This is a genomic window from Nocardia blacklockiae (genome assembly GCF_015477355.1).
Taxonomy (GTDB): Bacteria; Actinomycetota; Actinomycetes; order Mycobacteriales; family Mycobacteriaceae; genus Nocardia; species Nocardia blacklockiae.
Genome location: NZ_JADLRJ010000002.1, coordinates 122,123 through 134,561 on the forward strand (window position 1 = coordinate 122,123; position 12,439 = coordinate 134,561).

A 12,439-nucleotide genomic window follows, 5' to 3' on the forward strand; every position below is an offset into this window, starting at 1 on the left:
ACCTCCGGTTTCCGGTGTCAGCCGCCGACGACGAACAGGATCGCGGCCACGATCGGGGAAGCCAGTCCCGCCAGCGCGAGGGCGACGAGGCTGTCGCGGAACTCGTCCATTCCCTCGGCCAGGTCGTTGCTGTAGCCACGGGATTTCGCCGACCGGACCTTGTAGGCGCTGACGATCACTCGCACCGCACAGCCGATCAGCACGGCCGCCCACAAGGCCGCCACTACCCGCTTCCATGCCTGGTCGAGGGCGTTGCCGAACAGGTCGAATCGCGGGGTGACGCCGTCGAGCGGGTTCGGGGCCGCCTCCGCCGGACCGGCCCCGGCAACCGTCCAGATCGTCAGCGTTATCCCGAAGATCAGCATTCGCCAGGTGCCGATGACGCGGTGGCGTAGTAGCGGTTTCGTCATAACCTTTGCCTTCCAACAGATCTCATCCGGCCACCGCTCCTCCCCCGCGCTGCCATCCACCCGGGGCAGGGGGGATCGTGTCGTCCCGCCACAGCCGGGGCGGCGGACGGCGGGTGACTGCGGTGCGGTCGCGTGCGTCGTATTCGAGTGGGACAGTGCGGGATTCGGGCATATAGTCGGTGTGTAGCGCGTGGGTGGCGGTCGCGAGTTCGTCGGCGACGTTCTCGGCGACCGCGGCCGCGACCCGGGTCCACGCTCGCACGGTCGTGGCGGGCAGCCGGGACAGCACGATCCGTTCGCCGTTGGCCAGGGCCGGGTCGAACGGCACGCGCACGATCGGGCCGATCTCGGCGCGTTCGAGTGCCTCCTCGACCGCGGTGCGGGTGGCGGCGTCGGGCGCGGTGTCCTCTGTGAGGACCACGATCGCGGTGCGGACCAGGCGAGCGTGCCCGCGCGCGGCGAGACCGTCGAGGGTGCGCAGCGCGGCGTGGGCGACGTCGCGGCGATAGGTGATCGGCACCACAAGTTGGGTGGTGTGGTCGATCGCGTGGCGGAACGTCGGTGCCCGGTCGTTGTTGCCGGTGTCGGCGATGATCAGGGTCCGGTGCCGGCGCAGGACGGCGAGGATGGCGCGGCATTCCTCGGCGCCGATCATTTCGGTGCGTTTGGCCGACTGGTCCGAGGCCAGGATCTCGTCACCGCTGGGTTGGCGGATGAGGAACCGGGCCAGCGCCGACGCGGCGACCGTCGGCGCGCACAGCTCGTGGGCGTTGGCCAGCAGGTCCCAGGTCGACGACGGTTGCTGGGGTCCGGTGGCGGCCCGCGCGGCGAGCGTCCCGCGGGTTTCGTGGTTGTCCCAGCCCACCACGCCGTGGCCGCGGTGCAGGCCGAAGATGTTCGACAGCAGCACCGTGGCCGGGGTGGTTCCGGATCCGCCTTTCGGGTTGGCGACGGTGACCAGCGGTGTGCCGGGCAGGGGCTGGCGGATCCGTTCGATATCGACCCGGTGTTCGATTTCGGCGCGGGTGGGCTTCAGCCGGGCACCGAGTGTGTTCGCTCGGCCGCGCCAGCCCCATTGTGCCGGGTCGGTTTCTGAGCCGGGGGCGGGGCCGAGCAGACGCCGGATCCGTTCTTCCCGTATGGCTTCCAGCTCCGCGGCCGACGGTCCGGCGGGCTCATCGTGGCTGACGCCGTAGCGATCCGGTGCTCCCGGCTGGGGGGAGCGTGGTCGCAGGTGCATGGCCGGGCGTGCCTCGGTGGGCTCGGGTCGCAGTCGCTGTGCGCGCAGATCCACCGGACGCTCCGCGTCGTACTGTGCCGCACCGGGCTCTCGGTGTTCCGCGGGCGGTGTCGGGTTTTCGTCATCGCTCGTCGACACGGTTCACCTCCCACTCCGGGCTCGCGCGCCGCATCAGGACACCGACGGTCCGGTAGACCGTGTCGATTAGGGCTCCGGTGGGGTCGTAGAAGTACTGGGACACCCGGTAGACGCGGATCGCTTCGGTATCGGTTTGCGGCGGAACGGGTTCGGTCGAGGCGGCGACATCCACCGCTGCCACGGCATGAGACCCGGACCAGCGGGCCCAGGCCGCGCCGGGATCGGTGACCGGCGCCGAGCTGGTGACCGTTGCGGTCAGCGTGGCCGACAGCAGCGGTGCGGCCCGGCACGCGGCGTCCAGCGGCCCGCGATCACGGTTGGTGTTCCAGCCGAACCAGATCCGCAGCACGGCGCGGGCGGTCGCGTCGGCGTCGCGGCGATCGATCGGACCGGCCTCTGCGGGCAGGCTCGTCGCGGCGATGCCCAGTCGCCCGTCGGCCGCCGGTGCCCGGTATTGCGAATCGCCGGTGGCGCGGTCGGCGGGCTCGGTCGCCGGGGACACGCACCCGCCGATCGCGCCGATCGCCGCAGCGGCGGCGCACGCGGCGAGGCGGTCTCGGACGCGGCGCGCGATCACGATGTCCCCGCTTCCCATAGTGTGCGGGCCACGTTCGTGGTGCCGCGATCCTGCCGGGGACGGGCGCGACAGTCCCACCCGGTGCGCGGTGACCGGTGCGCCACGATCCGGCATCCCGCCGCGCGCAGGCTAGACCCGGGCTCGTCCGCGCGGGTGTAGGTGATCAGCCGCGTATAGCCCAGGGCCCGGGCAGCACGCCACGCCGCTCCCAGCAGCATGCTCGCGACGTTAGGGGTGCCGTCGGTCGCGGTCCGGCAGACCTCGAGTGTCCGGCCGTCGTCGAACCGGCGCGCGATCGGGCGTCCCACCATGATCACTCCGACGACTGCACCACCGGATTCGGCACCGATGGAGAACTTGTGCCCGACCGGCGGCGCGAGGTGGCGGTGGTGGGCGGCGACGAACTCGGCGGCGGTGGCGAACGACACCGGGCACAGCGCTAGCCGGGCGTGGCCGCGTGCCGGCACCGCGGTCTCGGCGGGAGCGCGCATTCTCGGCGGCAGCCGGTCGGAGGCCGATGTCCGCTCGGTGGTGCCCCGGTCTTTTCCGGCAGTGGTGGTTGCGGTCATCGCAGTGCTCCTGCCAGGGCTGTGTTCGGGCCAGGGTCCGCGAATTGTGCGGCGCGCCTGGGGATATCTCGGACGTATCCGAGGGTTTCGGGGTTCTGGCAGACTCCGGTTTGGGACAGGGTGTTGCTCGGTCCGCAGTTGTAGGCCGAAAGCCACAGCTCGGTCAGATCGCCGTGCAACTTGCCTTGTGCCACACCCTCTTTCGCGAAGGCGGCCAGTTTGCAGTCGTAGGAGCCCTGGGACATGACCGCGTCCGGGATGCTGCGCGGGTCGATGGCGCCGTCGCCGTCGCCGTCGATGCCCTCGGTTTGCCAGGTGGTGGGGATGAACTGCGCGGGGCCTGCTGCGTGGGAGTTGTCGTTGTAGGCGTCGACCCGGAAACCTGATTCCTGGTCGAGCTGGGCGGCCAGGATCGGCGCGGTGACTTCCGGGCAGGTACGTGATGCGCGTTCGATCCAGGGCGCGAACGGCGCGGGCACGGTCCCCGGCCGCAGCGGTGTGTCGGAATGGGCAGGGACGCAACCGGATTCGTGCCCGGTCCCGGCACCGGGCGCGGTGTAGGTCTGGCCGGGCGGGGGTGGGCCGTGGCCTTCGACGGTGACGTGGACGTGGTCGAAGTGGTTTTCCGTCGGTGAGCCGCGGTCTTCCATCTGGTTTGGGGTGCCGTGTGCGGGGCGGTAGGTCTGCCGGAAGATCGTGTAGACGACACCGAAGTCCTCGGCGTGGTCGTGGACGTAGTCGTTGATGCTGTCGCCCAGCGCTTTTCCCTCGGGGCTGTCCCAGTGCGGGATCATGATGTCGGCGGCCCGTCCGGAGGGATGGTCGGGGTAGGGGTCCGCGGCGCGCCAGCCGCCGATGCTGGCGACGGCGGGGAATTCGGCGTGGACAGCGCGCACGAGCCGGACGGTGTCGGTCTGCAGGTGGTCCTCGGAGCCGATCGAGGCTGGGAGGGCCGGCAGCGACGTGCCCACTGCTGCCGCCGCAGTGGCGGCAAGGTTCGGTGGTGCGGGCGTTCCGGATGCCGGTCCGGCGTGGCCTGTCAGCCAGGGCAGGGGGTTGACGGCGGTGCCGCCGGACAGTTTCCCTCCGGACCAGACTTCGAAATGCAGGTGTGGGCCGTCGGATTCGCCGTTGGCACCGACCTCGGCGATGGGCTGCCCGGCGGTGACGGTCTGCCCGACGCGCAGGCTGGTGGTCCACATGTGGCCGTAGACGGTGGAGTAGGGGTGGCCGTCGATGGTGGTGTCGAGGACGATCCACTGCCCGAATCCCTCGGCGGGTCCCGCGGCGGCGACGGTGCCGTCGGTGGCGGCGAGGATCGGGGTGCGCTCGGGCGCGGCGAAGTCGATGCCGTTGTGGGGTCGTCCGTCGCGGAGCCCGAAAGGTGAGGACACGGTGCGGTGGTCGGGGGGCATTGGCCACACCACACGGCCGGATCCGGGGCGCGCGGCGGGCATGTCGGGCAAGCAGTCGCTGCGTTTGTCCCGGGTGCCGCTGTGCCCGGAGACCACGACAGCGCCGATCAGCAGGACCGGGACGGCCAGCAGGAGCCACAGCCCGCCGGCGGGTCGGGTGTCGGTGTCGGACATGGGCGGTTACACCCCCGCCCCGGTTTGGCGGATCCGGTTGCCGAACCAGTCTTCGAGCCATTGCAGCGCGGAGCGGCCGGAGGAGTCGACGGGATAGCTGTCATAGGACTGGTGGGCGCCGGAGCCGAAGAAGTCCGCCGCGGTGAGGCCGTCGTTGAGCAGTTGCGACATGCCGCTGGCGCCGTGGGTCGACGCGGTCTGCGACAGGTTCGCCGCCAGCCCAGCCAGGTTCGAGCCTCCGCCGGTGACTGGCTGGCCCAGCAGATCCGGGGAGGTGGCGGCGTTCGAGCCGGTCAGCGAGCCCAGCACGGTGGTGGCCAGTCCGAGCAGGTTCGAGACGAGCGGGGTGAAGGAGGCGGCGATCGCAGCGAGATCGCCTCCGCTGGTGATGGTTTCGACGATCTTCCACAGGGTCTCTTGCAGGGCACCGGCTTGGCGGGCCAGCTCGATCACGTTGAGGTCGCCCAGTACGCCGACCACGACCGAGGCGATCGAGGCGAAGCCGGAGGGGTCGGGGATCAGTGCGATCAGTGACGCGATCGCGTGCAGGTCGATTCCGTCGGCCATCCGCACCAGGGGCTGGCACAGCGTGTTGATCTGGCCGAAAAGGTCGTGGACGGCCCGTACCTTGCCGGGCAGGTCGAGGGTCGCGTCCGTGACTGCCGGACCGATCCGTGCCAGGGTATCCAGCAGTCGCGGGACGTCCCCGGCGAACTGGAGGGTGTTGGCGGCGACGGTGGTGATTTGTCCGATCAGGGCGGTCGGCCGCAGCAGCGGCAGGATCTTCGCGGCCTGCTACCAGGTGTCCGACGGTGTCGAGGTCAGCGCCGTGGTGGCGCCAGCCAGGGCGTCGGCGGCGCTGGTCAGCTCCGGATACGGCGCGGAGGCAGCGTCGTTGGGCCCCGCTTCCGTCAGCCGATCGGCGAGGGTGGTGGCCGCGTCGCTGGCGGCGTCGAGATTCGTGCCGCGCAGTGCTGAGAGCACCTGATCCGCCGCACGGTCCGGTGTGCCGGGCTGCGCGGTCGACAAATGTTGTGCAGCAGCGGGATTGGCATCGACCCAGTGCCGGAGGTCGCCGAGCCGGGGAAGAACCTGACCGACGGCGTCGACGGCGTCGCGGAGGGTGACGGGATCGGGGTGGCCGGACCCGAGCTGGCCCACGATCGTGGCGATCCGGTTCGGCAGTTGTTGCATCTCGTCGCTGGTGAAGCCGGAGTTCAGCGACTCGGTCAGGTTCTGCGATGGCCCGCCGGCAGAGTTGGCTCCGGGTGCCGGCGTGGTGCCGGTGGGCTGGGACAGGATCCGGCCGAGACCGGCGAGCAGTGGGTTGGCGGCGGCGTCGGTGGCGCAGTAGCGGTCGCCGGTTTCGCAGAACTGGGCGGTGACCGCGCTGAGCTGGCAGAACCCGGTGGGACGGGGGCCGCGGATGCCGGTCCCCTGCACCGCTGGGCCGACGAGTTTGCCGCCGCTGGTGCCCTGGCGGGGATCGGCGACCAGCCCGACGGCGAGGACCTGTTGCGGTGACACGGGGAATTGCTCGCAGCCGATCTTCGCAGCGACATCTCCTGCCACGTCGGCACCCTGGGAGTATCCAGCGATCACGAACTTCGTTGCGCGGCAGCGCGCGGCGATGTCGCCGATCGCCTGTTCGACGGCGTTGCGGCCTTGGCTTTCGCTGTCGCCGTAGGCCATTCCGTCCATGGCGCGGGCAGCATAGGCGGGGAACACGGCGCGGAACCGGCTGCCGAACCGGCCGGTGAGCCCGCGGGCGATAGGGGCGAGCAGACCGACCGGCACTGACGGATCGGCCGCACTATTCGTCTCCCCGGTGCCGGACACGAAAATACCGGCGACAGAGGGACACCTACCGGCAGACCCGTCACCGAGACCGGGCTGCCCTGGACCTGGTTGCGCCGTCGCCAGCGCCCCAGTGCCGCCGAGCACACACACGAGAGCGACCAGAAACATCGGCATGCCCCAGACCGAGAGCAACCGACGGCGGGCACGGGCGAGTGCGGCCGTCGCCAGGTTGGGTGGTCGCCGGGTGTGCGGGGCCTGGTGGGTGGTCGTGGTCATCGTGGCGTGATTCCCGTGATCAGGACGCGTCGGTCTCGGCTGGTGGTGGTGATGGTCTGCCGGTAGATCTCGGCGGGGTGGCCGGGCCGCTGTTCAGCCAGGTCGACTGCCCAGGTGTCGGGCCCGGCCGGGGCGACGGTCACGCAGTAGCCGGTGCCGGGCGGGACGGTGTCGATGCCGCGCTGGATCTCCTGTGCCGGGGGCAGGGCAGCGTCCGGTGTCGCGACTGCCCGGGCCTGGTCGCCGCTGCGGAGGCGGTAGTAGGCATGTTCGAACGCGAAGATCGCTCCCGGTCCGCTGCTGTCGTCGCCGGATCCGTTGCCGGACACCGCATCCTCACTCGGCCGCGGCGGGCAGCCCGTTGCCGGTGGCGCCGCGGCCGGGGCGGTCGCGGAAATTACGGCCGCCGGTCCGGGGCCATCGGACTGCGAGGTATCGCGGCCGGAAAATGCCACGACGAGCACGACCGCGCAGACGAGCCCGGCGATCACCGCGGCAGCCACGCGCGGCTGGCGACGGTAGGGACGGGGGCACGGTGGCCGAGTCGCCGTGTCGTCGAGGACGGTATCGAGGTGATCGGCCCAGTCGCGCTGGTGCACAGCAGGATTCGCGCCCAGCCGATCCGGCGCGGGCTGGGCGGCCGGGTGCGAGTAGATGGTATCGAACCGCGTGGGTGCCATCTCGAAGCCTCCTGCGTGGCCGGCTACTGCGTCACCGGCGCGGGCGGCGCGGGCGGTGGCGCGAGCAGGGCAGGAAGGGGCAGGGCGGGGAGTGGCAGTTGAGCCAGTGCCTGCTGGGCGGCGGCGACAGCGGTGGCGGTGTCGGTGACTGTCTGCACGACCGCGCCCGCCCTGTCGGCGACTGCGTCGACGACCCCTGCGAGGGGATCGCGCATCGGTGCCGGTGCCACGGGTGGGGTGGCGTCGCAATCGGATTCGGCAGGCGGCGATGCGGGTGGGTCGATCAGCGGTGGCGGCGGCGTGGCCGGGCCCGGATCGGTCAGCGCGCCGACCGCCGCGGCGGCTCCTCCGCCGATGATCGCGCCAGCCGTGCCGCCGACGGCGGCCGCCGGGAGCCCGAGCACAGCGGCGCCGATCGGGCATCCGGCCACACCGGCTGGCAGCGCGCCGATACCCAGCGCGAATTCGCCGACGGCCGCTCCGATCGCGGCACCGGCGGCGCAGCCGATCAAACCCGCAGAGACACCGAGGATCTCGGCGCCGAGGACGCCTCCGGTGAAGCCGCCGCCCACCGTGGACAGGGTGCGGCGGGTGGACTCGTCGCGCGGTATTCCGAGGCTGTCGTAGCCGATGGCGATCTCGGTGGCACCCCAGTCGACCCACCGCTGTGCTTTGTCCTGCACCGCCGGATCGACCCAGTCGGGAACCACGACCGCTACGTCCCCGACCTGCAGGATACGAGGCGCGGGCGGTGCAGGCGCGGCGGGCGCGGCTGGCGGACCGTCTCCGGCGTCGACCGGTACATCCGTGTCGGGGATCTCGGCGTCGGCATCCGGGGGCGGAGCGGGGGCGACGGCGGGAAGGTACTGGGGACGAGGAACCGGCCGATCGGGTACCGACGGCGGTGGCGGGTCCGGAAACAGCGCTGCGGGACCGGTTTCGGCGTGCGGCGGCGCGGGGGGCGGCGGTGTCGGCGTGGTCACCCCGGCTTGGCCGCTGTCGGTGACTCCGGCTTGTCCCGGTGCCGCGGACGCGTCGGTGGCCAGGGCGGTCACGATCACGACCGGTATCGCGCCGGCCAGGACGGCACGGCGGATTCGCTGCTGAGTTGTGGCTGCGGTCATCGGTTCCCCTCGCGTGAGGGCGCTGCGGCCCGTGCGGATGAGTCGGGCGAATCCCCCGGGCCGGCGCGCGTTTCAGGCGTGCCAACAGCGGACCGGCTCATCAGGAGACGACCGGCACCAGCCAGGCTGTGATTCGTGGAAGCCGCTACCGGTCTCCCCCGGGCGGGCGGATCACGGTGGCGGTGCTCATCCGATTCCGCAACCAGCAGGAACCGGGGAACCCCAGAAGAACAGGGTGCTCTTGTACTTTAGGCCGATCACCCGGTCGCGCGCAATGATCGCGAATCCCGCAGAGAGCGGCCGTGTTTCGCCGCGCTGTACTGCGGCCGCACGGCGGACGACGACCACGCCGACGGGCTGGTGCCCCAGCGTGGCGCAGGCGTCGGGCGGCGGTACGGCGTGGTTGTCATCGGCCGATGTCGTCGCGGTCCGGATCGTGAGGGGCCGAGGAGCGGTCGGCGGCGGGCTGTCTGCCGGTGTCGTCGCCGATCGAGGGCGGGGTGTCGGTCCGCCGCCAGGCCGTCCAGGACGCTGCTTCGGCTTGTTCGGCGAGGTGGCGGCTCCAGTGCCACATACATTCTCCTGTGCGGGAAGGGGAGCCGAACGGGTGGACCGCCCGGTGGCGAGGACATGCTGTTACCGCTGTGTCCCGGTCGCCGCCGTTGTGGTGGCGGAGGATGCACGGCGGGGTCCGCCGTTCGGCGTGGGGGTGAAGAGACCGGCGGGGTGGCAGCGGGCTAGCCGCGCGAACAGGCGGGCCGATCCCGGCCAGGGCGTCACGATGCGGCCGGTCTCGGTGCGATACCAGCTGTGTGTGGTCGACCAGACGGTGCGGGCCAGCGCGTGGTCGAGCCATCGCTGGTAGCGATGCATAACTTCAGGCCTGATTTCTATTGCGGCAGCGCCGATTTCGCGTTGCCACGCGATGGCGTTGATGGCGAGTTCGGATTGGCGTTCGTGGATGTAGGGATTGCTGCCGTGGCCGGTGAACGAGCTGGGGCCGGCGTGGATGAACATGTTGGGGAAGCCGGGGACCGCGACCCCGAGGTAGGCGAACGCACCGTCGGCCCACACGGTGTGCAGATCGATACCGTCGCGACCGATGATCCGGGTGGGGACGAGGTACTCGCTGGCGCGGAAGCCGGTGGCCCAGATGATGGTGTCGACGCTGCGGTACCCGTCCTCGGCGACGATCCCGTCGGACGTGATGCGCCGGATAGGTGCGGTGACGAGGTCGACGTCGTCACGGGACAGGGCCGGATACCAGTGATTGGCCAGCAGGATCCGTTTGGCGCCGAGCGGATAGCCGGGGGTGAGCCGGGCCCGCAACACGGGATCGGCGACCTGCCGGTGCAGGTGCCGCCGAGCCAGCCAGGTGGCTGGGCGAGCCGACCACCCCCGCGTCATGATCGGGGTCAGCGCGAGGTCAGCACCGAGGAACACCACAGCACGGTAGACGCTCTGCAACGCCGGAGCGTGGGTGAACATCTCGGTGCGGAGCGCACCGAAACGCTCGGGTGGGCGGGGCAGGACCCAGTGAGGTGTCCGCTGGTACACCAGGACCCGCCGAGCGCGTTGCGCGATTTCGGGAACCAGCTGGACAGCGCTGGCGCCGGTGCCGATCACCGCGACGGTGCGGCCGGAGAGGTCGTGGTCATGGTCCCAGCGGGCGGTGTGGAACGCGGTGCCCTGGAAGATGTTCCGCCCGGCGATGTCGGGCAGATAGGGGCGGTGCAACAGGCCGACCGCCCACACCAGGTGCCGGGCGCGATAGCGGTCACCACGCGTGGTGGTAAGGGTCCAGTGGCCGCTGGCGTCGTAGACGGCCTCGACGACCGCTGCGTCGCAGCGCAGGTGTGGGCGCAGGCCTTCGGCGTCGACTGTCCGCCGCAGATAGGCGAGGATTTCCGGCTGGCCGGGATAGCGGACGGCGGCGCCGCGCGCGGGGCGGAACGAGTAGGAGTACAGCTGTTGCGGCACATCGCACGCGCACCCCGGATAGGTGTTGTCGCGCCAGATTCCGCCGACCTCATCCGCCTTCTCCAGCAGTACGAAATTGGTGATCCCGCGGCGTTTGAGCCGGGCGGCCATGCCAATTCCGCTGAACGCCGCTCCGACGATTGCCACTTCGACTGTCGCCACTTCGTTGGCTCTCATAGGTTTTCGCCTTCGCTCACCGCGGCTGAGGCGGCGGCGGTGTCGTCATCGAGTAGCCGGCGCAGTCCGGCGTGCTCGGCCCACGCTCGGGCGTGGTCGTCGGAGTCGATCGGCGCTGTCGTCTGCGGCAATCCGAACGCGGCAACCAATGCCGGGAGGTGCGGGGCTACCGCGAGGATGCGGTCGCGCAGTTCGGCGTCGACGCGCGCCGCGGTCCGCGGGGTGTACCGATCGTGGACGGCGTACCAGTCGCTGTGGGCCCGGATGAGGGTCAGCCCGTAGATGGCCGCCATGTCCTCGACGACCGCGCGCGTTCTGGCATCACCGGTGCGCGCCGCGGACACCGATGCCGCGTCGACGGCGAGCCGTTCGGCGTGGGCGCGTGCGAGTTCGATCTCGGCGGACTTGCGGCCGAGGGCAAGCACTCCGGCCGGGGTGCGGCCTGCTCGGACATCGCTGGTCATGATCTGCTGACGGTCGTGGATCATGCGGTGCCACCAGGGCAGGTCGAGTGCGGTGTCGGCGCTGTGAAGCGCGGTGGTGGCGCTGCCGTCGGGGCGGGCCAAGCGGGTGCCGGCGGCGATCAGCAGTGCCTGGTTCTCGCCTTCGGCGATCCTCATGCCGCGCAAGTTGGCGCTGTAGGCGCCGACGTAGTTGGCGGCGTGGATGCTCTGGCCGGCCAGGCGGTCCCGGCACACGTCGAGGATGTCGCGGGCGGTGTCGCTCATGAGTGGCTTCGCGAGCATCACCAGCTCCGCCGCTGACTGTCCCTCGGCCGCGACGCAGGCGGTGGCGTGGCGGCCGAGGGCGGTCATCGCGTACACCGCCGCCATGGCCGGTACGAGGTCGCGGCGGACGTTATCGAGGTCGAGCATCTGGTGTTCGTGGATTTGCCGCTGCTGGGTGTACCGCACGGTCAGGGCCAAGCCTGCCCGTGCGCTAGCAACGCTGGCGCGGGCGAGCTTGAGACGCCCGGTGAGCAGACCGCCGAGCCCGGCGGCGAAGCGCGCGCGGTGGTCGAGGGCGCAATGGAATCCGGCGTCGTCGAACTGCGCGAACCCTCCGCACAACAGCGCGTCACGCGGGATCCGGACGTGGTCGAAATCGACGATCGCGTTGTCCATGATCGGCCCGTCGGGACTGGGCGGTAGCGCGACCACGGTGACACCAGGGGCGAGACCGCCACGGGCTGTTCGCAGCTGGACCAGGAACGGCCATACCCCCTCGTCTCCGTCCACGATCAGGCGAGCAGCGACGATGACGGTCTTGGCGACGTCGAGTGCGCCGGCGTTGGGCGGCATCTTCAGTGCCGCTGCGGACGAGGAGTGCAGGTCGAACCAGCCGCCGTCGGAATGCGTTGCGTCGGGGTGCCAAGTCGCGCGGGTTTCGAGGTCGATGGCGGTGGAGCCGTAGCCGAGTTCGGTGATCAGCAGGACGCCGACGGCCGCTGTCGAGTTCAGCTCGGCCAAGCGTGCGCGTTGATAGGCCGCTCCGGTGCCCAGCCGTTCGATGGCGGCCACGGTGAGGTCGATGTGGCCGGTGAGGTAGGGCAGCACATGTGTGCCCAACTGCGCGCACCAGTCGCACAACGCGGTGCCGACGGCCAGATCCGCGGCGATGGCCTGGGCGCCGCCGAGGTCGCGGGTGATGCGGCGCAGCAGGGCGTAGCCGATGCGGATACGGTCGCCGGCCGTGGCTCCGGGCGGGTCGGGCCGGTCGTCGAGCGCGGCGACCAGGTCACGGACGCGCCGCGACACCACCGGGTCGTCGTACAGGTATGCCTGCAACGCGGCGATGGACGGACCGCGACGACGGGAGACAGCGGTACGACGGGCGGAGGAGCGCGGTGAGGGGAGAGTGGTGCTCACGGTGTGTGCCT

12 protein-coding genes are annotated in these 12,439 nt (G+C 71.0%); all 12 read right to left on the minus strand.

The genetic code is table 11. From position 1 onward, the window contains the following. Nucleotides 1–17 precede the first annotated feature (17 nt). Nucleotides 18–410, minus strand: coding sequence for a hypothetical protein (locus IU476_RS06555; protein WP_195097789.1), 393 nt, complete (start codon nt 408–410; stop codon nt 18–20). 22 nt (nt 411–432) lie between these two features. Next, nucleotides 433–1,788 carry a MinD/ParA family ATP-binding protein gene (locus IU476_RS06560; RefSeq protein ID WP_195097791.1) on the minus strand — a complete coding sequence of 452 codons (1,356 nt, stop codon included), beginning with the start codon at nt 1,786–1,788 and terminating at the stop codon, nt 433–435. Continuing rightward, nucleotides 1,772–2,383, minus strand: a complete 612-nt coding sequence (locus IU476_RS06565; RefSeq protein ID WP_195097793.1) for a hypothetical protein — start codon at nt 2,381–2,383, stop codon at nt 1,772–1,774. The genes IU476_RS06560 and IU476_RS06565 overlap by 17 nt, the downstream gene beginning before the upstream one ends. Further along, a complete protein-coding gene (locus tag IU476_RS06570) occupies nt 2,362–2,934 on the minus strand; it encodes an XF1762 family protein (RefSeq protein ID WP_228823301.1) in 573 nt (190 codons plus the stop codon). Before IU476_RS06570 ends, IU476_RS06565 begins: the two co-directional genes overlap by 22 nt. After that, nucleotides 2,931–4,523 carry a M23 family metallopeptidase gene (locus IU476_RS06575; protein ID WP_195097794.1) on the minus strand — a complete coding sequence of 531 codons (1,593 nt, stop codon included), beginning with the start codon at nt 4,521–4,523 and terminating at the stop codon, nt 2,931–2,933. Before IU476_RS06575 ends, IU476_RS06570 begins: the two co-directional genes overlap by 4 nt. Before the next feature lie 6 nt (nt 4,524–4,529). Then, entirely contained in the window at nt 4,530–5,096 is a 567-nt protein-coding gene (locus IU476_RS06580) for a hypothetical protein (protein WP_195097796.1), read from the minus strand. A 222-nt stretch (nt 5,097–5,318) separates the two neighbouring features. Then, nucleotides 5,319–6,599, minus strand: coding sequence for a cutinase family protein (locus IU476_RS06585; RefSeq protein WP_324193902.1), 1,281 nt, complete (start codon nt 6,597–6,599; stop codon nt 5,319–5,321). Further along, a complete protein-coding gene (locus IU476_RS06590; RefSeq protein WP_195097800.1) occupies nt 6,596–7,279 on the minus strand; it encodes a DUF8176 domain-containing protein in 684 nt (227 codons plus the stop codon). Before IU476_RS06590 ends, IU476_RS06585 begins: the two co-directional genes overlap by 4 nt. Before the next feature lie 23 nt (nt 7,280–7,302). Continuing rightward, nucleotides 7,303–8,403 (minus strand): hypothetical protein, encoded by a 1,101-nt coding sequence (locus IU476_RS06595; RefSeq protein ID WP_195097802.1) that lies wholly within the window; start codon nt 8,401–8,403, stop codon nt 7,303–7,305. Nucleotides 8,404–8,809: 406 nt separating this feature from the next. Continuing rightward, a complete protein-coding gene (locus tag IU476_RS06600) occupies nt 8,810–8,977 on the minus strand; it encodes a hypothetical protein (RefSeq protein ID WP_195097804.1) in 168 nt (55 codons plus the stop codon). 62 nt (nt 8,978–9,039) lie between these two features. After that, a complete protein-coding gene (locus IU476_RS06605) occupies nt 9,040–10,560 on the minus strand; it encodes a flavin-containing monooxygenase (RefSeq protein WP_195097806.1) in 1,521 nt (506 codons plus the stop codon). Further along, a complete protein-coding gene (locus tag IU476_RS37000) occupies nt 10,557–12,428 on the minus strand; it encodes an acyl-CoA dehydrogenase family protein (RefSeq protein WP_195097808.1) in 1,872 nt (623 codons plus the stop codon). The genes IU476_RS06605 and IU476_RS37000 overlap by 4 nt, the downstream gene beginning before the upstream one ends. Between the last annotated feature and the right edge of the window lie 11 nt (nt 12,429–12,439).

Excerpts from the sequence above, each read along its gene's own strand:
- IU476_RS06590 (WP_195097800.1), bottom strand. The coding sequence starts at position 7,279 with ATGGCACCCACGCGGTTCGATACCATCTACTCGCACCCGGCCGCCCAG.
- IU476_RS06575 (WP_195097794.1), bottom strand. The coding sequence starts at position 4,523 with ATGTCCGACACCGACACCCGACCCGCCGGCGGGCTGTGGCTCCTGCTG.
- IU476_RS06570 (WP_228823301.1), bottom strand. The coding sequence starts at position 2,934 with ATGACCGCAACCACCACTGCCGGAAAAGACCGGGGCACCACCGAGCGG.
- IU476_RS06605 (WP_195097806.1), bottom strand. The coding sequence starts at position 10,560 with ATGAGAGCCAACGAAGTGGCGACAGTCGAAGTGGCAATCGTCGGAGCG.
- IU476_RS06600 (WP_195097804.1), bottom strand. The coding sequence starts at position 8,977 with ATGTGGCACTGGAGCCGCCACCTCGCCGAACAAGCCGAAGCAGCGTCC.
- IU476_RS06565 (WP_195097793.1), bottom strand. The coding sequence starts at position 2,383 with ATGGGAAGCGGGGACATCGTGATCGCGCGCCGCGTCCGAGACCGCCTC.
- IU476_RS06555 (WP_195097789.1), bottom strand. The coding sequence starts at position 410 with ATGACGAAACCGCTACTACGCCACCGCGTCATCGGCACCTGGCGAATG.
- IU476_RS06585 (WP_324193902.1), bottom strand. The coding sequence starts at position 6,599 with ATGACCACGACCACCCACCAGGCCCCGCACACCCGGCGACCACCCAAC.
- IU476_RS06595 (WP_195097802.1), bottom strand. The coding sequence starts at position 8,403 with ATGACCGCAGCCACAACTCAGCAGCGAATCCGCCGTGCCGTCCTGGCC.